At 62.7% G+C, this 20,746-nt stretch carries 13 protein-coding genes; 7 read left to right on the top strand and 6 right to left on the bottom strand.

Translation table 11 applies throughout. The features are described 5' to 3' along the window. Positions 1-66: 66 nt before the first annotated feature. Positions 67-3,000: a bifunctional [glutamate--ammonia ligase]-adenylyl-L-tyrosine phosphorylase/[glutamate--ammonia-ligase] adenylyltransferase gene (gene glnE, locus AC2T3R_RS01660; RefSeq protein ID WP_486744555.1), complete on the bottom strand. Its 2,934-nt coding sequence runs from the start codon at positions 2,998-3,000 to the stop codon at positions 67-69. A 383-nt stretch (positions 3,001-3,383) separates the two neighbouring features. On the opposite strand from glnE, the gene aceE reads away from it, so the two are divergent. Then, positions 3,384-6,029, top strand: coding sequence for a pyruvate dehydrogenase (acetyl-transferring), homodimeric type (aceE, locus tag AC2T3R_RS01655; protein WP_003258640.1), 2,646 nt, complete (start codon positions 3,384-3,386; stop codon positions 6,027-6,029). 13 nt (positions 6,030-6,042) lie between these two features. After that, positions 6,043-7,683 (top strand): dihydrolipoyllysine-residue acetyltransferase, encoded by a 1,641-nt coding sequence (aceF, locus tag AC2T3R_RS01650; RefSeq protein WP_015268676.1) that lies wholly within the window; start codon positions 6,043-6,045, stop codon positions 7,681-7,683. A gap of 291 nt (positions 7,684-7,974) precedes the next feature. Here aceF and AC2T3R_RS01645 read toward each other — a convergent pair whose 3' ends face one another. After that, positions 7,975-8,925 (bottom strand): IS110 family transposase, encoded by a 951-nt coding sequence (locus AC2T3R_RS01645; RefSeq protein ID WP_486743821.1) that lies wholly within the window; start codon positions 8,923-8,925, stop codon positions 7,975-7,977. Positions 8,926-9,325: 400 nt separating this feature from the next. Here AC2T3R_RS01645 and AC2T3R_RS01640 point away from each other — a divergent pair, with 400 nt between their 5' ends. The 3 genes from AC2T3R_RS01640 (at position 9,326) to AC2T3R_RS01630 (ending at position 13,480) form a co-directional block, all read left to right on the top strand. Then, complete coding sequence (locus AC2T3R_RS01640; RefSeq protein ID WP_486744554.1) at positions 9,326-12,016, top strand: putative bifunctional diguanylate cyclase/phosphodiesterase; 2,691 nt, start codon at positions 9,326-9,328, stop codon at positions 12,014-12,016. 168 nt (positions 12,017-12,184) lie between these two features. Then, positions 12,185-12,853 carry a peptide-methionine (S)-S-oxide reductase MsrA gene (gene msrA, locus AC2T3R_RS01635; RefSeq protein WP_003257532.1) on the top strand — a complete coding sequence of 223 codons (669 nt, stop codon included), beginning with the start codon at positions 12,185-12,187 and terminating at the stop codon, positions 12,851-12,853. A 3-nt stretch (positions 12,854-12,856) separates the two neighbouring features. Beyond that, a complete protein-coding gene (locus tag AC2T3R_RS01630; RefSeq protein ID WP_013970531.1) occupies positions 12,857-13,480 on the top strand; it encodes a glutathione S-transferase in 624 nt (207 codons plus the stop codon). Between the two features lie 164 nt (positions 13,481-13,644). Here the strand turns inward: AC2T3R_RS01630 and creD are convergent, their stop codons facing one another. From creD to rloA2, 4 genes are all read right to left on the bottom strand, one after another. Continuing rightward, complete coding sequence (gene creD, locus AC2T3R_RS01625; protein WP_486744553.1) at positions 13,645-14,973, bottom strand: cell envelope integrity protein CreD; 1,329 nt, start codon at positions 14,971-14,973, stop codon at positions 13,645-13,647. A 190-nt stretch (positions 14,974-15,163) separates the two neighbouring features. Then, a complete protein-coding gene (gene creC / locus AC2T3R_RS01620) occupies positions 15,164-16,600 on the bottom strand; it encodes a two-component system sensor histidine kinase CreC (RefSeq protein WP_486744551.1) in 1,437 nt (478 codons plus the stop codon). Continuing rightward, a complete protein-coding gene (gene creB / locus AC2T3R_RS01615; RefSeq protein ID WP_039613202.1) occupies positions 16,600-17,280 on the bottom strand; it encodes a two-component system response regulator CreB in 681 nt (226 codons plus the stop codon). The genes creC and creB overlap by 1 nt, the downstream gene beginning before the upstream one ends. 241 nt (positions 17,281-17,521) lie before the next feature. Then, the gene (rloA2, locus tag AC2T3R_RS01610; protein WP_003257529.1) at positions 17,522-18,022 is read right to left on the bottom strand and encodes a retropepsin-like aspartic peptidase RloA2; all 501 of its coding nucleotides are present in this window, start codon (positions 18,020-18,022) and stop codon (positions 17,522-17,524) included. A gap of 182 nt (positions 18,023-18,204) precedes the next feature. Between rloA2 and AC2T3R_RS01605 the strand changes: the two genes are divergently transcribed. Both AC2T3R_RS01605 and AC2T3R_RS01600 read left to right on the top strand, forming a co-directional pair. Then, positions 18,205-19,092: a 1-acylglycerol-3-phosphate O-acyltransferase, YihG family gene (locus AC2T3R_RS01605; protein ID WP_013970527.1), complete on the top strand. Its 888-nt coding sequence runs from the start codon at positions 18,205-18,207 to the stop codon at positions 19,090-19,092. Between the two features lie 245 nt (positions 19,093-19,337). Next, the gene (locus AC2T3R_RS01600) at positions 19,338-20,687 is read left to right on the top strand and encodes an APC family permease (protein ID WP_024088008.1); all 1,350 of its coding nucleotides are present in this window, start codon (positions 19,338-19,340) and stop codon (positions 20,685-20,687) included. Positions 20,688-20,746 lie beyond the last annotated feature (59 nt).

Here is a 20,746-nt window from a genome sequence, read left to right as displayed (position 1 = left end):
ACAGGCCTCTAAGTCTGCACTTTCTCTGTGGGAGCGGGCATGCCCGCGAATGAAGCCAACTCGGTATCAGGTCAAACCCAATTCACCCCAGATCCGCCGCACCTCGCGGCGTTCATCGGCAAACTGCGCCGCATCGATAACCCCGGCCTGCTTCTGCAGGGCCTGGCGGTGCGAGGCCGAGCGGAACGCCTTGTACACTTCACGCAACAGCACCGCGTCACTGGCCGGCATCAAACCCGCCTGCTCCAGCTCTTCCAGAATGCGGATGTTATCGGTCCATCGGAGTATGGCCGGGTGGTCGTGGGACCAGGCCAAAGCGGCGTATTGCACCATAAATTCGATATCGACGATACCGCCGGCATCCTGCTTGATATCGAACGGTACACCGGCCTCGAAGGCGTTGGCCGCGGTACCGGCAGCGGTGGCCTTGGTGCCAAGGTTGTCGCGCATCTTGGCGCGCATTTCGCTCACTTCGCTGCGCAGTTTTTCCAGGTCGCGGGCCTGGCCCAACACCTTGGCGCGCACACCTTCGAACGCCGTGCCCACCTGCTTGCAGCCCACCAGCACCCGGGCCCGCACAAGGGCCTGGTGCTCCCAGGTCCAGGCCTCGTTCTGCTGATAGCGCTCGAACGCTCCCAGCGAGCTCACCAGCAGACCCGAGGCACCCGACGGGCGCAGGCGCATGTCCACGTCATACAGCTGGCCCGAGTTGGTCTGGGTGGTCAGCAGGTGAATGATGCGCTGGCCGAGGCGCGTGAAGAACTGCGCACTGTCGATCGGCTTGGCGCCGTCGGTTTCCGCCTGCGGGTCGCCATCATGGATGAATACCAGGTCCAGGTCCGAGCCGTGGCCCAGCTCCAGGCCACCTACCTTGCCGTAGCCGATGATGATGAAGCCCGGGTCGCACAAGCTGCCGTCGCTACGCTTGGGCTGGCCGTGGCGGGCCACGGTCTGGCGCCAGGCCAGGGCCAGTACCTGGTCGAGGATGGCCTCGGCCAGCCAGGTCAGGTAGTCGCTGACTTTCATCAGCGGCAGGTTGCCGCTGATTTCCGAAGCAGCCACGCGCAGGCTGTGGGCCAGCTTGAAGTGGCGCAGCGCCTCCATTTGCTGTTCCAGGTCGTCCTCGGGAATGCGTGTCAGGCGTTCGCGCAGTTCGCTGGCCAGCTCCGGCGCCAGTGGCGGGCTGAACAGGCGGCCTTCGTTAAGTAGCTCGTCGAGCAGTAGCGGGTAGCGGGCAATCTGCTCGGCAATCCACGGGCTGGCGGCGCACAGTGTCAGCAAGCGGCGCAAGGCCCCGGGGTTTTCGGTGAGCAGCACCAGGTAGGCGGAACGCCGTGCCACGGCCTCGACCAGCGGCAGCACGCGCTCGAGCACCAGGTCGGGGTTGTCATGCTCCACAGCCTGGGCCAGCAACCGTGGGATAAAGGCGTCCAGGCGCTCACGGCCAATCCGCTGCATCGAACGCAGCTGCGGGCTGGAGCGCAGCGCGGCCAGGCGCCGCAGGGCTTCGGCAGGCTGCCGGAAACCGGCCTCTTGCAGCTGACGGCCAGCCGCATCTTCATCCTGTGCCTGCTCCCACAGCGGTGACCATTCCCCCCCCACCACCAGCTCGCCCTCGCCGTCTTCATCATCCGGGTCGGCGATCACTTGGCGGAAGTGCCAGTCAATACGGCCACGCCAGTGCGTCAGCTGGTCATGGAAGCTTTGCCAGTCGGCATAGCCAAGCATGTAGGCCACCCGCGCCTGATCGATCTCGTTGTCCGGCAGCATCTGCGTCTGGCGGTCGGCGATGGCCTGGATGGCGTGTTCGGTATAACGCAGGAACTCATAACCCTCGCGCAGCTCGGCGACCACGGCTGGCGGTAGGTAGCCCTGGCCCTCGAGGGTGGCCAGCACTTTAAGCAGCGGCCGCTGTTGCAGGCTGAGGTCGCGCCCGCCGTGGATCAGCTGGAAAGCCTGAGCGATGAATTCCACCTCACGAATACCCCCGGCACCCAGCTTTATGTTGTCAGCCATGCCCTTGCGCCGCACTTCCTGCTGGATCAGCTGCTTCATGGTGCGCAGCGCTTCGATCGCGGAAAAATCCAGGTAGCGGCGGTACACGAACGGCCGCAGCATCTCCTGCAACTGTGCCCCGGTCGCCTGGTCGCCGGCCACAACCCGCGCCTTGATCATCGCGTAGCGTTCCCAGTCACGGCCCTGGTCCTGGTAGTACTGCTCCAGGGCATTGAAGCTGAGCACCAGCGCGCCGGCCGAACCATACGGGCGCAGGCGCATGTCGACGCGGAAAACGAAACCGTCGACGGTGACCGGGTCCAGCGCCTTGATCAGGCGCTGGCCCAGGCGGGTGAAGAACTCCTGGTTGTCCAGTGAGCGCTTCACCCCCTCGGTTTCACCGCCTTCGGGGAAAGCGAAGATCAGGTCGATGTCCGACGACAGGTTCAGCTCCACTGCACCCAGCTTGCCCATGCCCAGCACCACCATGTGCTGCGGCTGGCCGCTGCGGTTGCCGACAGGCGTGCCGAACTGCTGGCAGTGGCGCGGGTACAGCCATTGGTAGGCTTCGTCGATGGCGGCGTCGGCCAGGTCGGACAGGTCGCGGCAGGTTTCGCCCAGCGCGGCCTGGCGGGTGATGTCGCGCCAGATGATGCGCAGCTGTTGGCGGTTGCGCTCGCGCCGCAGGTTGCGCGCCAGCTCGTCCTCGCTCTGCGCCGCCTGGGCGGCTGCAGCGATGTGCCCGCGCAGTTCACCCGCGGCGTAACGCCGATCCAGCTCGCCACTGGCCAGCAGGCCGAACAGCATCGCTGGCTCGCGTCGGACCAGGCCGAGCACGAAGTCGCTGGCGGCGGCTACCTGATCGAACTGTTGCCGGTGCAGAGTGCTCCAGGCCTGGGGGTCGAGTTCCGGGTGGGCAGCCACGGCATCGCTGATGAATTGCTGATTGCGAGCGACCAGTGGCTGCAGGGAAGCGGGCAGATCGGACGGCAAAGGTAGGCGCATGGTCTATCCTTGATCGGCGTGAAATAGAGGGGAAGAAGCGGCCAAGGGGAAGCCGGACCACGGTTGGACTGTCGTACAAAAGTTGGAAATAGCTGAAAGAAGCGAAAAAATGGCAACAAACATCAAAAATTACCCGTTCGCGACACAATGCCAACCAACATGAACGTTTTTCCTCACAAGCCAGCATGCGACGAAACGTCGCACAAATGTAGTTTTACTACTACTCGCGTCATGTAAAAGCATGAAATGCGAAAGCAAATGTAGTAAAACTACACGGCGCCGGAGGACACCCCGGTAATCCAAGAATTCACGACGTCTGCCCATAAGGCCAGTCGCAATCTCAGGCAATCGATTCTGGTTGCCTTTCCGCCCTGGAGCAAGCCATGCAAGACCTCGATCCAATCGAAACCCAGGAATGGCTGGATGCCCTGGAGTCGGTCCTCGACAAAGAAGGCGAAGACCGCGCTCATTACCTGATGACCCGTATGGGCGAGCTGGCCACCCGTAGTGGCTCCCAGCTGCCGTATGCGATCACCACGCCATACCGCAACACCATCCCTGTCACCCACGAAGCACGCATGCCTGGCGACCTGTTCATGGAACGCCGCATTCGCTCGATGGTGCGTTGGAACGCCCTGGCCATGGTCATGCGTACCAACCTGAAAGACTCGGACCTGGGCGGACACATCTCCAGCTTCGCCTCCAGCGCCACCCTGTACGACATCGGCTTCAACTACTTCTTCCAGGCCCCGACCGAAGAACACGGCGGCGACCTGATCTTCTTCCAGGGCCATGCTTCGCCAGGCATCTACGCCCGTGCGTTCATGGAAGGCCGCATCAGCGAAGACCAGATGAACAACTTCCGTCAGGAAGTGGACGGCAACGGCCTGTCTTCGTACCCGCACCCATGGTTGATGCCTGATTTCTGGCAGTTCCCGACCGTTTCGATGGGTCTGGGCCCGATCCAGGCCATCTACCAGGCACGTTTCATGAAGTACCTGGAAGCCCGCGGCTTCATCCCGGCCGGCAAGCAGAAGGTCTGGTGCTTCATGGGTGACGGCGAGTGCGACGAGCCGGAATCCCTGGGCGCAATCGCCCTGGCCGGCCGCGAGAAGCTGGACAACCTGATCTTCGTCATCAACTGCAACCTGCAGCGCCTCGACGGCCCAGTTCGCGGCAACGGCAAGATCATCCAGGAACTCGAAGGCGTGTTCCGTGGCGGTGGCTGGAACGTCAACAAGGTCGTGTGGGGCCGCTTCTGGGACCCACTGTTCGCCAAGGACACCAACGGTGCCCTGCAGCGCCGCATGGACGAAGTCATCGACGGCGAGTACCAGAACTACAAAGCCAAAGACGGCGCGTACGTTCGTGAAAACTTCTTCAACACCCCAGAGCTCAAGGCCATGGTCGAAGACCTGTCCGACGAAGAGATCTGGAAGCTCAACCGTGGCGGCCACGACCCGTACAAGGTCTATGCGGCGTACCACCAGGCGGTCAACCACAAGGACCAGCCTACCGTCATCCTGGCCAAGACCATCAAGGGTTACGGTACCGGTGCCGGCGAAGCCAAGAACACCGCGCACAACACCAAGAAGGTCGATGTCGACAGCCTGCGTCACTTCCGTGACCGCTTCGACATCCCGGTCAAGGATGCCGACCTGGAGAACCTGCCGTTCTTCAAGCCGGAAGAAGGTTCTGCCGAAGCCAAGTACCTGGCCGAGCGCCGTGCTGCCCTGGGCGGTTTCGTGCCACAGCGCCGCGCCAAGAGCTTCAGCGTACCGACCCCGCCACTGGAAACGCTGAAAGCGATCCTGGACGGCTCGGGCGACCGCGAAATCTCCACCACCATGGCCTTCGTGCGTATTCTGGCGCAGCTGGTCAAGGACAAGGAAATCGGCCAGCGCATCGTCCCGATCATCCCGGACGAAGCCCGTACCTTCGGTATGGAAGGCATGTTCCGCCAGCTGGGCATCTACTCGTCGGTCGGCCAGCTCTACGAGCCAGTCGATAAAGACCAGGTGATGTTCTACCGCGAAGACAAGAAGGGCCAGATCCTCGAGGAAGGCATCAACGAAGCCGGCGCCATGTCGTCGTTCATCGCTGCCGGTACCTCGTACAGCTGCCACAACCAGCCGATGCTGCCGTTCTACATCTTCTACTCGATGTTCGGCTTCCAGCGTATTGGCGACCTGGCCTGGGCCGCTGGCGACAGCCGCACCCGTGGCTTCCTGATCGGCGGTACCGCCGGCCGTACCACCCTGAACGGTGAAGGCCTGCAGCACGAAGACGGTCACAGCCACATGATGGCGGGTACCATCCCGAACTGCCGCACCTATGATCCGACCTACGGCTACGAGCTGGCGGTGATCATCCAGGACGGCATGAAGAAGATGACCGAAGAGCAACAGGACATCTTCTACTACATCACCGTGATGAACGAATCCTACCAGCAGCCAGCCATGCCGGCCGGTGTCGAGGAAGGCATCATCAAAGGTATGTACCTGCTGGAAGAAGACACCCGCGAAGCCGCGCACCACGTACAGCTGATGGGCTCCGGCACCATCCTGCGCGAAGTCCGCGAAGCAGCGAAGATCCTGCGTGAAGAGTTCAACGTCGGTGCCGACGTGTGGAGCGTCACCAGCTTCAACGAACTGCGTCGCGACGGCCTGGCCGTGGAACGCGCCAACCGCCTGAAGCCTGGCCAGAAGCCACAGCAGACCTATGTCGAGCAGTGCCTGAACGGTCGCAAGGGCCCGGTCATCGCCTCCACCGACTACATGAAGCTGTTCGCCGAGCAGATTCGCCAGTGGGTACCGAGCAAAGAGTTCAAGGTCCTGGGTACCGACGGTTACGGTCGCAGCGACAGCCGCAAGAAGCTGCGTCACTTCTTCGAAGTCGACCGCCACTTCGTGGTGCTGGCTGCCCTGGAAGCCCTGGCTGACCGCGGCGAGATCGAACCAAAGGTTGTTGCAGACGCTATCGTCAAGTTCGGTATCGACCCGGACAAGCGCAACCCACTGGACTGCTGAGGAGTATTTTTAAGTGAGCGAACTCATTCGCGTACCTGACATCGGCAGCGGTGAAGGTGAAATCATCGAGCTGTTCGTCAAGGTCGGTGATCGTATCGAGGCTGACCAGAGCCTGCTGACCCTGGAGTCCGACAAGGCCTCCATGGAGATCCCGGCTCCGAAAGCCGGCGTCATCAAGGAACTGAAGGTCAAGCTGGGCGACCGCCTGAAAGAAGGCGACGAGCTGCTGGTCCTGGAAGCCGAGGGCGCCGCTGCAGCGGCCCCTGAGGCTCCGGCCGCCGCTCCGGCCCAGGCTGCTGCGCCGGCTCCGGCCGCCGAAGCCGCCCCTGCCCCAGCTCCGGCAGCAGCCCCGGCTGCCGCCAGCGTGCAGGACATCCACGTGCCGGACATCGGTTCGTCGGGCAAGGCCAAGATCATCGAAGTGCTGGTCAAGGTCGGCGACACCGTCGAAGCCGACCAGTCGCTGATTACCCTGGAGTCCGACAAGGCCTCCATGGAAATCCCGTCGCCGGCTGCCGGCGTGGTCGAAGAAGTCCTGTGCAAGCTGGAAGACGAAGTCGGCACTGGCGACCTGATCTTCAAGCTGAAAGTCGCGGGTGCTGCCCCGGCTGCTGCTCCGGCACCTGCCGCTGCTGCCCCGGCCAAGGCTGAAGCGGCTCCGGCCGCCGCACCTGCCGCTGCAGCCCCGGCTGCTGCCCCTGCACCGGTTGCTACCGCACCGGCTGCCGGTAGCAACGCCAAGGTTCACGCAGGCCCGGCGGTTCGTCAGCTGGCCCGTGAATTCGGCGTCGACCTGGGCGCGGTTGCCGCGACCGGTCCGCACGGCCGCATCCTGAAAGAAGACGTGCAGGTCTACGTCAAGGCGATGATGCAGAAGGCCAAGGAGGCACCGGCAGCCGCCGGCGCAACCGGTGGCGCCGGCATCCCGCCGATCCCTGCCGTGGACTTCAGCAAGTTCGGTGAAGTGGAAGAAGTGGCCCTGACCCGCCTGATGCAGGTCGGTGCTGCCAACCTGCACCGCAGCTGGCTGAACGTGCCGCACGTGACCCAGTTCGACTCCGCCGACATCACCGAGCTGGAAGCCTTCCGCGTTGCGCAGAAGGCCGTGGCCGAGAAGGCTGGCGTTAAGCTGACCGTGCTGCCCCTGCTGCTCAAGGCCTGCGCCTTCCTGCTCAAGGAACTGCCAGACTTCAACAGCTCGCTGGCGCCAAGCGGCAAGGCCATCATCCGCAAGAAGTACGTGCACATCGGCTTTGCCGTGGACACCCCGGACGGCCTGCTGGTCCCTGTGATCAAGAACGTCGACCAGAAGAGCCTGCTGCAACTGGCTGCCGAAGCGGCTGCGCTGGCCGAAAAAGCCCGCACCAAGAAGCTGTCGGCCGACGAGATGCAAGGCGCCTGCTTCACCATCTCCAGCCTCGGCCACATTGGCGGCACCGGCTTCACGCCGATCGTCAACGCGCCGGAAGTGGCGATCCTGGGCGTCTCCAAGGCGACCATGCAGCCAGTCTGGGATGGCAAGGCCTTCCAGCCGAAGCTGATGCTGCCGCTGTCGCTGTCCTACGATCACCGTGTGATCAACGGCGCTGCCGCCGCGCGCTTCACCAAGCGCCTGGGCGACGTGCTGGGCGATATCCGCACCATGCTGCTGTAAGGCAGCCCGCTGCCCCTCCCTGCGAGGGGCAGTATGCTTTTCGAGCTGCCACGCTCGTACCTCAACCCCGTCGATTGGCGGGGCTTTTTTTTGCCTTGAGAAAGCCGGGAGGGCTTTGCCCTCCTATCGCGACACAAGGCCGCTCCCACAAGGTACCGCGATCGCCTGTGGGAGCAACTGTCTTTAGAAATTTATTTTCAAGCGTGCCATTCGGGCAGGGCTTCGCTCGATACCGCGTAGCGGTGTCGTTGGCGAAGCCCGCATTTGTAGAAAATCGATCCTCGTTCGTGATCAGGTTGCGGGTACCTGAGGCTTGAGCTCTTTCCACTCCGTTCCGTCACGCAGCATTGCGTTCAGGCGCACCAGCAACACGCGCATGCACGCCACTGCGGCAACTTTTGCGCACTTGCCTCGGGCTATCAGGTCTTCATAGCGGGTTCTAACTTCTGGGACATGCTGGATCATTGACCAGATCGACATGTAGGCCGCCTTGCGGACTCTGTAACGCCCGCCTTCGATCTTCCTCGGGCCACTCTTCTTGCCGCTGTCTTTGTTGTACGGCGCTAACCCAGCCAAGGCTGCAATTTCGCGCCCCGTCACGCTTCCCAGCTCAGGTAGGTAGGCCATGAAGGTGCCACAACTGATGACGCCAATCCCTTTCACAGACCTTAGCCGCATGGCTGTCGTGCGATCCAGCACGTTCGAGGCGCGCTCAATCGCCTTGTCCAAAGCCTTAATCTGATCATTCAGGTAAGCGACATGCTCGGTATAAACGGTAATGGCCGTAACTGAAGTGGTTTGTTTCATCCGACGCTTGTCATCATCCCGATGCTGGACAAGATTGCCACGGAGTTTGATGAGCTCTCCCAGTTCATCCCGATCTTGATTAGGCTCTATCTGCGGCAAGTCCTCGAAATCCCTGGCAAACCGCGCCAGCATCTGGGCGTCGATCTTGTCAGTCTTGGCAATTTTGCCCATGGCACTCGCATAGTCCCGACAGCGCTTGGGGTTGACCCTGATGACGTTCAAACCCTCCAGTCGCAAGGCTTTGAATACGGCTCGTTCATAGCCACCAGTGGCTTCCAGCAAGACCCGTTCGACCTCAAGCTCGTTCAGGCATGCGATCAGTTGCGCAAAGCCCTCTGGGTCATTCCTGACCTGGAACTGGGGAATACTTTCAGGAAGAAAGCCCACATCCAGAGTCGCTTTCGAAACGTCGAGACCAACGAAGTAGGAAATCATCGCCAAGCCCTCTTACACTCAAGAAGTGAGAGCACTCTGACTTAGCCCTAGCTTGTGACTACGAGTTCGCCACTCATTCAACTGTTCGGGCTTAGGTCAGAGTGAGAGGTGGATGGCGACTAGGCTCCCACTCGTGCTTTAGAGCACATCTGGCTTTCAGTCTGCCATCCACTGCTCTCACCCTTTCGAGTTTAAGAGACCTTGAAGACACAAGCTGGCTTGCCTGCGATGGGCCGCAAAGCGGCCCCGGATATATCACCCAGACTACAGATTCCCACCCACCAGCCGATAACCCGTCCACAGCATCACGCATGGCTGCTTGCCAGCCCCCGGGACATGATGCAACCTTGCCAGACCTGCCGCCCCCAAAGGCCGCGTTTCCTCTTCAAGCGAGTCTTCGATGAAAAGCCAACCCGATGCCGCCAGCCGTGTGGCGGCCGAGGTCGTCACGCAGTTACCCGTGCCCTCGCGGCTCGGCATGCTGCGCTTCGAAAGGCTCAACGAAGCCACTTGGGCCATGCTTTACCTCGACCCGGCCTGCGAGCGCCAGTTCGGCCTGCACGCTGGCGAGCTCTGCGCCCTGGTAGACGCACCCTACGCCAGCCTGATGGAACCCGAGGCCCGCTACCGGCTGCACGACGAGATCCAGCTGCAACTGGCCCAGCGCGGCTACTACCGCGTGCGCTACACCTTGCACACGCCAACTGCTTCGCTACGCCTGCTGGAGGCTGGGGAAGCCTACAAGCAGCACAACCGCCATCTGTTGCGCGGCTACCTGAGCGTGCTCGACGACCTCGCCGAAGATACCAGCGAGGCCGGTGCCAGCGACCTGGAATCGCGCAACAACCGCCTGCAACTGGCACTGCAACTGAACCAGCGCGCGCAGCAGGAACAACTCGAGCACCTGGAGCGGGTACGTGGCCAGCAAGACCTGATCCTGCGCCTGGCCCGCCAGCGCTACAGCGCAGGCAACTCTCTGCGGGAAGCCGCCCAGCTGATTACCCAGAGCGCCTGCGAAATCTACAAGGTCGATATTGCGAGTATCTGGCACCTTGAAGACCAGCGCCTGGAGCCGATCATCGCCTGGTACAGGGACGCGCAAGAACACCGCCAGCCCGAAGCCATCGATGCCAGCCGCTTCCCCGACTACCTTGACGCGTTGCACGCCAGCCGCGCCATCGACGCCCACAATGCCAGCCACGACCCGCGGACCCGCGCCCTGACGCAAAGCCTGTGCCCGGATAACAAGGCCATGCTCGATGCCAGTATCCGTGTCGATGGCCAGGTTGTCGGCGTGCTGTGCCTGGAGCAGACCGGCCAGACACGGGCCTGGCAGTCGGACGAAATCGCTTTTGCCGGCGAACTGGCCGACCAGTTCGCCCAGGTCATCACCAACCACAACCGGCGCACCGCCGCCAGCGCCCTGCACCTGTTCCAGCGCGCAGTCGAGCAAAGCGCCAGCGCCTTCCTGCTGGTCAACCGCGACGGTGTGGTGGAATACGTCAACCCCAGCTTTACTGCCATCACCCAGTACAGCACCGAAGAAGTGCAAGGCCGCCACCTGGCTGAGCTGCCAGCGCTGGAGAACCTGAGCGAGCTGCTGTTCGACTCTCCGTCGAGCCTGGCCATGGGTAACAGCTGGCAGGGCGAGTTCAAGAGCCGGCGCAAGAACCTCGAACCCTACTGGGGGCAGCTTTCGATTTCCAAGGTATATGGCGACAACCGTGAGCTGACCCACTACATCGGCATCTACGAAGACGTCACCCAGACGAAGCTGGCCCAGCAGCGCATCGAGCGCCTGGCCTACACCGACAACCTGACCAACCTGGGCAACCGCCCGGCGTTCATTCGCAGCCTGGACGAGCGCTTTGCCCGTGATGGCGAATACTCGATGTGCCTGCTGCTGGTGGACATCGACAACTTCAAGCGCATCAACGACAGCCTCGGCCACCAGACCGGCGACAAGCTGCTGATCAGCCTGGCCCGGCGCCTGCGCAACAGCTTGCACTCCGGCGGTATCCTGGCGCGCTTTGCCAGTAACGAGTTCGCCGTACTGCTCGACGATACAAGCCTGGAAGATGGCCAGGGTGTCGCCCAGCAATTGCTGCGCACACTCGACAAACCGATGTTCGTCGACAACCAGCTGATCAACGTCACCGCCTCGGTGGGCCTGGCCTGCGCGCCACTGCATGGCGCCGACCCGGCCAGCCTGATGAAGAACGCCGGCCTGGCGCTGCACAAGGCCAAGGCCAACGGCAAGCATCAGGTGCAGGTGTTTACCGAAGTGCTCAATGCCGAAGCCAGCTACAAGCTGTTCGTCGAGAACAACCTGCGTCGTGCCCTGACCCAGAACGAGCTGGAGGTGTTCTACCAGCCCAAGCTGTGCCTGCGCAGCGGTCGCCTGTTGGGGCTGGAAGCGCTGCTGCGCTGGAACCACCCTGAACGCGGCATGATCCGCCCGGACCAGTTCATCAGCGTGGCGGAAGAAACCGGCCTGATCATCCCCATCGGCAAATGGGTGGTGCGACAGTCGTGCCGCATGAGCCAGCAACTGCGCGAAGCCGGCATGGGCAACCTGCATGTGGCCATCAACCTGTCCCCCAAGCAGTTCTCCGACCCGGACCTGGTGGCATCGATCAGCACGATCCTCGAGGAGGAAGCCCTGCCCCCGCACCTGCTGGAGCTGGAGCTGACCGAAGGCCTGCTGCTGGAAGCCACCGAAGATACCCACCGCCAGCTGGATGAACTGAAGGCCCTGGGCCTGACCCTGGCCATGGACGATTTCGGCACCGGTTATTCGTCGCTGAGCTACCTGAAGAAGTTTCCGATCGACATCCTCAAGATCGACCGCAGCTTCATCAACGAGATCCCGGACAACCAGGACGACATGGAAATCACCTCGGCGGTGGTAGCCATGGCTCACAACCTCAAGCTGAAGGTGGTGGCCGAGGGTATCGAGACACCGGAGCAGTTGGCGTTCCTGCGCCGGCACCGCTGCGACGTGGGCCAGGGCTACCTGTTCGACCGGCCGATTCCGGGGCGCGAGCTGGCTGAACGGCTGAAGCGCTATCCGCGTGGCCCAGTGGCCTGACAGCCGCGCAAACCTCGGGCACTATAGAACCCATTCGGGCCCTATCGCCGGCAAGCCAGCTCCCACAGGGACCGCTCATATCTCAAAATCTGTGATATCCCTGTGGGAGCTGGCTTGCCGGCGATGGCCCCACCACCTATCCAACTGAATAAACACAGAGGAACGGCCATGGTCCTGCGTTCGGAAATCCTGGTGAACAAAAACGTCATGCCAACCGCGGAACAGGCCCTGCCTGGCCGCGAAACGCCAATGAGCCTGCCCGAGTTCCACTACGTGTTCAAAGACACGCCGCTGCTCGGCCCATTCTTCGAAGGTGCCATCGACTTCGCCATCTTCGGCCTGGGTTGCTTCTGGGGCGCCGAGCGCCGCTTCTGGCAGCGTGAAGGCGTGGTCAGCACAGTGGTCGGCTACGCAGGCGGCTTCACCCCCCACCCCACCTACGAGGAAGTGTGCTCGGGCCTGACCGGCCACACCGAAGTGGTGCTGGTGGTGTTCGACAAGGACAGAGTCAGCTACCGCGAGTTGCTGGCGATGTTCTGGGAACTGCACAACCCGACCCAGGGCATGCGCCAGGGCAACGACATCGGCACCCAGTACCGCTCGGCCATCTACTGCACCAGCCCTGAGCAGCTGGAACAGGCCAAGGCCAGCCGCGACGCCTTCCAGGCCGAACTGAGCAAGGCCGGCTTCGGTGAGATCACCACCGAAATCGACCAGGCACCGACCGTGTACTTCGCCGAGGCCTACCACCAGCAGTACCTGGCCAAGAACCCGGACGGCTACTGCGGTATCGGCGGTACCGGCGTGTGCCTGCCACCGAGCCTGCAGGGTAACTGAAGCATGAGCACGATGACTCTGTTCCACTCGCCGTTGTCGCCTTTCGTGCGCAAGGTCATGGTGGTGTTGCACGAGACCGGCCAACTTGAGCGCGTGCAGCTGCAGCCGGTGAACATCAGCCCGGTCAGCGGCGACCCACAGCTCAACCAGGACAACCCGATCGGCAAGATCCCGGCCCTGCGCCTGGAAGACGGCACCGTGCTGCATGACAGCCGGGTGATCTGCGAGTACCTCGACCTGCAGCACGTCGGCCTGCCGCTGCTGCCGCGCGAAGGCTCGGCACGCTGGCGGCGCATGACGCTGGTGTCGCAGGCCGATGCCATCATGGATGCGGCGGTGTCGAGCCGCTACGAGAGTTTCCTGCGCCCTGTAGACAAGCGCTGGGATGGTTGGCTGCAGGCACAGGGCGACAAGATCCGCCGTAGCCTGGCCAATCTGGAGCAGGAGCATTTGCCGGAGTTGATGTCCGGGTTCGACCTGGCAGCGATTGGCGTGGCCTGTGCGCTGGGGTATCTGGATTTGCGCCAGCCCGAGTTTGGCTGGCGTGAGCACCAGCCTGGCTTGGCTGCGTGGTATGCCGAGGTGGTCAAGCGGCCGTCGATGGTCGCAACCTCTCCGGTGGCCTGAAGGGCCTCTTCGCGGGCACGCCCGCTCCCACAGGATCCTCACAGTATTTCGAGCTGTGCAGTACCTGTGGGAGCGGGCGTGCCCGCGAAGGCCTCACCTCGGTATCAAAGGAAACAGCTGCCCGATTCTGAGAGCCAACCACCGCCCGATCTCTCTGTCCTCCCTCATGCCACCCTCCCCACCCGGGCCCAATCCAGCCGCCGGGTCAGCACCATGAATACCCCCAGCAGGCCAAAGCACAGCAACGAGCCCATCAACAGCGCATAGTCCTCGGCACTCAGCAGCCCGTAGAGCAGCGCATACAACGTCGCCAACCCCACCGCAAAGCCCACCCCACGCCCCAGGCTGCGCAGCACATGGCCCAGGTAGAAGCCGATCAGCAGCACACACGCCGAAGCTGACAACCCATACGCCAAACCAAAGCCGATGTGCTCGGACAACGACAGCAACAGCAGGTAGAAGAAAGCCAGCGCCACCCCCACCAGGATGTACTGCACCGGGTGTACGCTGAGGTTCTTAAGCACTTCGAACAGGAAGAAGCCGGCGAAGGTCAGGGCGATGAACAGCAAGGCGTACTTGATCGCCCGCTCGCTCTTCAGGTACTGGTCCACCGGGTCGACGAAGCTGACGCCGAAGCTGCGCTCGCTGAAGTCCGCACACTGCCCGGCGGTGGCGCACTGGCGCAGGGCGTCTTCGAGGTTGGTGGCAAAGAACGAGGTCTGCCAGTGGGCACTGAAGCCTTGGGCGTCGATATCGCGGCGACTGGGCAGGTAGTTGCCGACGAAGCTCGGGTGCGGCCAGTTGGCACGCAGGTCCACGGCACTGGTGCGGCCCACCGGCACTACGTGCAGCTGGCCGGTGCCTTGCAGTGCGAGATCGAAACCATAGCTGAATTCACGCGCCTGCAGGCCGTCCAGCCCCGGCAGGCTGGCGTGCACGCCGCCGCGCATCCAGTCGAGCCGGGTACCGGCTTCGAACGGTACTTTCTGCTCGCCGATGCTCAGCTCAAGGCCGTTCTCGATGCCGCGGATATCGCTGATACCCACCACCAGGAACGGCTTGTCGAAGCGGTAGTCGTCGAAATCCTTGTCGATGCCCCAGCGTTCCGGGAGCTTGAAGCGGCCACTGATACGGCCCTTGGCGTGGAACAGCCGGGCCTGGTAGATGCCACGGGCGCGCAGTTCGGTGTCCACGCCCAGGTCGGCGGCGAAGGTTTCCGGCAGGAAGTACAGGTGGCCGGCAATGGTGCTGGTTTCCTGGGTGCGCTCGCCGTCCTTTTCGATCCAGCGGCGCTGGTACTTGCGGTAGGGCACCACCAGCAGCGGGCCACTGAGTTGCTGATCGAAGCTGGCGCTCTGGGCGATATCGCGCAGCACACTGTCGCGCAGGGCCTGGCGTTCACCGATCAGGCCGCTGATCAGCAGTAGCGGGACGAGCAACAGCAAGATCAATACGGCGATCATGCCGAGTTTGAAACCGAGGGTCTTGTTCATGGGGCCTCCTGTGGCAGTGGGCGCAGTGTCTGCGCCTTGCGTGGAGGCCTCGGGGAGATGGTGTGGAGATTGTGTGTTTTTGGGGCCGCTTTGCGGCCCATCGCGACACAAGGCCGCTCCTACAGGAGGACGCGCGCTCTTGTAGGAGCGGCCTTGTGTCGCGATGGGCTGCGCAGCAGCCCCGGCAATGTCAGCTGATACGCCGCACCGGCAGCCACAACCTCACCCGCACCCCTCCATCGACGTTATCCACAGCCAACGCCCCGCCATGCAGCTGCATCACCTCGGCCACAAAATTAAGCCCCAACCCAGTGCTCTTGCGCCCACTCCCCGGCCGCGGCAGCGAGTAGAACCGCTCGCTCACCCGCCCAATGGCGTAGGCAGGTATCGCCTGCCCCTGGTTGAACACACTCAGCGCCACCCGTTCGCCATCGCGCTCCAGGTCGAACAACAGCGCGCCTCCCTCCGGGGTGAAGTCCAACGCGTTGTCGAGCAGGTTGGCCAGCGCCTGGCGCATCAGGAACGGGTCACACAACAAGCGCAAGCCAGCCGGCACCCGCTGGCGCACCTGCAAATCGGCACCTTCGATACGCGCCGCATGGGCCAACAGCAACTCGTCCACCAAAGCCGCCAGCGCCACCTGCTGCTCATCCTCCAGCGCCTGCATCTGCTCGACCCGGGCCAGGTTGAGCAGGCGTTCGATCATCTTCTGCAAACGCTCGCTCTCGCGCTCGATGTTGCCGGCAAAGCGCGCCCGCTGGTCAGCCGGCATGTCATCGCCCTGCAACAGCTCAGACGCGCCACGAATGGCCGCCAGCGGGCTTTTCAGCTCGTGTGTCAGGGTATGCACATACCGCTCGACATAAGCCTTGCCTTCCAGTTGGGTGCGCATGCGCTCGACCGCCTGGGCCAGGTGCGCCAGTTCGCCACCCTTGTAATGCGGCAGGGCGGCGCGCTCGCCCTCGCTGACCGCCTGGGCGTAGCGGGCCAGCCGGCGCAGCGAGCGCGCCAGCCACCACGACAACGCGGCACCGATCAGCAGGCCCAGGCCGATCAGCCCCAGGCCCAGGGTAAGCAGGCGCCGTTCGGAGCGGTCGATGTACGGTTGCAGCGAGCTGTTGGGCTTGGCCACGGTGACCACGCCGATGATCTTGCCATCGTCGATGATCGGCGCGCCCACGTGCATCACCGAGGTGCTTTCATCGTCGGGGTCGCTGCGGGTGGAACGGGCGCCATACTGGCCACGCAAGGTCAGGTACACGTCATTCCACTTCGAGTAGTCCTTGCCCAGGTCCTCGCCGCTGGAGTCCAGCAGCACGGTGCCCTTGGCGTCGGTGACATAGATGCGGTGGCTGACCTGGTTCTTGGCCAAGCCCCAGATCTGCGCACCCGGGCTGCGCGAGCCGTAGGCCTTGAGCACTTCGGGCAAGCGGCTCTGGTTCAGGGTGCCGGCCTTGACGTCATCGTGCAGGATCTCGGCCAGCAGGTTGGCGGTGTCCACCAGCGTTTCTTCCGAGGACTGTCGCACTACCGGACGGATCTGTTCACGCACCGTGTTGAGCAGAAAGTAGCCCGCCAGCCCGACGAACAGGAAGTACACCAGGAAGATCCGGATGCCCAGGCGCATCAGGCATGGTCCGGGCTGTAGCTGTAGCCGAGGCCGCGGTGGGTCTGGATCGGTTCGGCGTCGCTGGCCACCTGGCGCAGCTTGGCGCGCAGGCTCTTGATATGGCTGTCGATGGTGCGCTCGTACCCCACGTCAGAGGCCACGCCCACGGCGTCGAGCAGCTGTTCGCGGCTGAATACCCGGTGCGGTTGCTCGAGCAGGCATTGCAACAGGCGGAATTCGTGGCGGGTGAGGGGAAGAGGCTGGCCGCGGTAGGTGATCTGCATGCGCAAGGTATCGAGCTGGAACAGCGTGGTCTCGACAGCTGGCTCGACCCTGGGGCCCATGCGCTTGAGGATCGCCCGTACTCGCGCCGCCACTTCACGCGGGCTGAAGGGTTTGACCACATAGTCGTCTGCGCCGATTTCCAGTCCCACCACCCGGTCGATTTCGCCGTCGCGGGCGCTGAGGAACATTACCGGTACTTCGCTGAAGCGGCGCAGCTGACGGCAGGTTTCGAAGCCACTGATATCGGGCAAGCCGATATCGAGGATGACCAGGTCGGCCGGGCGCTGGCGCTGCTGGTCGAGGGCGGCGCTGCCCAGGGTTACCCATTCGGTGCTATGGCCGTCGGCCTGCAGGGCATAGACCAAGGTGTCGGCGATGGCGGCTTCGTCTTCGACAATGAGGATGTGGGGCATGGCGTCCGGGCCTGTGCAGATATCTATAGGCGACGCACTATTGTGTAGGAGCGGCCTTGTGTCGCGAAAGGGCCGCAGAGCGGCCCCGGCGATTTCTGCATCAGCGCTGAGATCGTGGGGCCGCTATGCGCCCCATCGCAGGCAAGCCAGCTCCCACAGGTACCGCGCAGCCCACAAGGACACGCGCCATCCCTGTGGGAGCGGGCGTGCCCGCGAAGAGGCCGGCACAGGTAGCTTGCGATCAGCAGTCAGGCTTGCCAGCGGTGAACTTCTTGGCCGGGTTGACCGCCGCCTTGAACTCGCGCAAAGCCTTGGAGCCCACCAGCAACGGGTAGTTGAAGCTGCTGCGGTCCACCAGGTTGACCTCGACGGTGCGCTTCACGTCCCCCAGGCACAGCTCCAGGTCGACCACCGGGCGCTTGGAGATTTCCGGCGCATCGCCTTCCTCTTCTTCATCGGCACGGCCCTTGATCTTGCTGATGCGCGAGACCTTGTGCTCATACACCTTGCCGTCCGAGTCCTTGGTGGCCAGGCGGAAGCGCACCCACTCGTCGCCATCACGGGTGAACAGCTCGATGTCCTTGGCCGACAGCGACGCGGTGAAGGCACCGGTATCCATCTTGGCTTTCAGGGTTTCGCCCAGTTCGGGCAGGGCTATGTTCTCGTAACGGCCATAGATTGTGGGCTCGGCGGCCATGACCGGCAGCGCCAACAACGACAACAGGGCAAGCAGAGGTTTCACAGGCAAGCTTCCTTGAGGAGGGTCAGTGCTTAGACTGCACTGGCAGGATAGGTTCGCTGTCACAAGCCTATCCAACATAATGTGAAACATTTGTCCTCGCCGCAGGGCACTGGAAATTTGGCGTAGGCCACTGCCCTGCTTATCATTGCCAACCGTTTATCTCCCACAACAAGAGTCTTTTTATGCGTCGCCTGCTGACCGGCATCCTCACTACCACCCTGCTGCTGCTCAACACCCTGGTGTTGATCTGCCCGCTGCTGGTCTTCGCCCTGCTCAAACTGGTGCTGCCGGGACGTGGGCGTGACTATGCCTCATGGGCGGTGATGTGGGTGGCCGAGACCTGGTCGGAGATCGACAAGGCCATCTTTGCCCTGTGCATTCCTACCCAGTGGGATATCCGCGGCGTCGAGAACCTGCGCAAGGACACTTCGTACCTGGCCGTCAGCAACCACCAGACCTGGGTCGATATCCCGGCGCTGATCGAGAGCCTCAACCGCCGTACACCGTTCTTCAAGTTCTTCCTGAAGAAGGAGCTGATCTGGGTACCACTGCTGGGCCTGGCCTGGTGGGGCCTGGACTACCCGTTCATGAAGCGCTACAGCAAGGCCTTCCTGGAGAAACACCCAGAGCTCAAGGGCAAGGATCTGGAGATCACCAAGGCGGCCTGCGAGCTGTTCAAGCGCCAGCCGGTGACCGTGGTGAACTACCTGGAAGGCACACGCTTTACCGAGGCCAAGCACCGCGAGCAGCAATCGCCCTATCGCTACCTGCTCAAGCCCAAGGCTGGTGGTGTGGCGTTCGTGCTGGCGGCATTGGGCGAGCAACTGGATGCCTTGCTGGACGTGACCATCGTGTACCCCGGCAACAAGGCGCCGGGGTTCTGGGATTTGCTCAATGGCAGCATCAGCCGGGTGATTATCGACATTCGTGTACGTGAACTGGACCCGATGCTGTGGGCGGGGGATTACGAGAATGATGCTGAGTTCAGGCAGACCGTGCAGGCCTGGGTGAACCAGTTGTGGGTGGAGAAGGACTTGCGGATCGAGCAGCTGCGGGTGGAGATGGGCTGAGATCTTTACTGCCTGATCCGGCCTCTTCGCGGGCATGCCCGCTCCCACAGGATCTCCACAGTTTTTGAATTCTGTGCAGGTCCTGTGGGAGCGGGCGAGCCCGCGAAGAGGCAGGTACAGGCATTACAAGAATCCGATTAAAAACCTGGCTAATAATCAGCATTAGGATTACTTCTTTGTCACACCCCACCTAAGTGGATAAAAATCGACCAAAGCACAACTACAAAAAAGCTCTGGATCGAACGATGGCCAACCCACCCAGCTCCACCCCCGTCCAGCTCCGCCGTGTCCTCGGCCTGCCCGCCCTGGTGTTCTTCGGCCTGGTGTACATGGTCCCGCTGACCATCTTCACCACTTACGGCATCGTCACCGAACTTACTGGTGGCCGCACGGCCGGCGCCTATATCGTCACCTTGGTGGCCATGCTGTTCACCGCCACCTCCTACAGCTTCATGGTCAAACGCTTCCCGGTCGCGGGCTCGGCGTACTCCTACACCAACATGGCCTTCGGCCCGAACGTTGGCTTCCTGGCCGGCTGGTCGCTGCTGCTCGACTACCTGTTCCTGCCGATGATCAACTACCTGCTGATCGGCCTGTTCCTGAACATCGCCTTTCCGGCCATCCCTGCGTGGTCGATCGCGCTGGCTGCTATCGCCCTGGTCACGGTGCTCAACGTGGTCGGAATTCACTCTGTGGCCAAGACCAGCAACCTGATCGTCGGTGCACAGATCGTCTTCATCGTGGTGTTCGTCGCCCTGTCCTGCCAGTCCCTGGCCGGCCAACCGCTCGACCTGCTTTCACCACTGCTGGGCGACGGTTCGCAGCCGGGCTTCGGCGCGCTGATGGCTGGTGCGGCGGTGCTGTGCCTGTCGTTCCTCGGCTTTGACGCTGTCTCGACCTTGGCCGAAGAATGCCGCGATGCCCGCCGCGATGTGCCACGGGCAATCATCCTCACCACCCTGTTCGCCGGCGTGCTGTTCACCGTGCTGGCCTATGTCAGCCAACTGGTACTGCCCGGCACCACCTTTGCCAATGCCGATGCGGCGGCCAACGAGGTAATGTTCAAGGCGGGTGGGCAATTCCTGGCCAACTTCTTCACTGCGGCCTATGTAGCTGGGAGCCTGGGCTCGGCGCTGGCCTCGCAGGCGGCGGTGTCGCGCATTCTGTTCACCATGGGTCGTGACAAGGTGCTGCCGCAGCGAACGTTCGGCTACCTGTCACCGCGCTTTGGCACGCCGGTGTTCGCCATTCTGCTGGTTTCGGCGTTCTCGTTGCTGGCGTTGATAATCGACCTGGCGACCCTTGCCTCGCTGATCAGCTTTGGTGCGCTGGTGGCGTTTTCGGCAGTGAACCTGGCGGTGGTTAAGACCCACCTGGTGGACGATGGCTCGCAGCGCAGCCTCAAAGGGCTGCTGAGCTATGGCCTGGTGCCGCTGGTGGGGTTGGGGCTGACACTGTGGCTGTGGACCAGCCTGTCGGCGCTTACCTTGGTGATCGGCTTGTGCTGGTTTGCGCTGGGTCTTGCGTACCTGGCAGTACTGACCGCCGGCTTCCGCCGCCCGGTACGCCTAGTAGACTTTACCGAAGCGACCTGACATGACGCGATTCCGTGTTTGCGGGATACACCATTCTCATTGCCTGCGCTGGCCTTTGT

The organism is Pseudomonas sp. PVC-5-1, from assembly GCF_057444345.1.
This window is presented reverse-complemented; position numbering and strand designations above follow the sequence as displayed.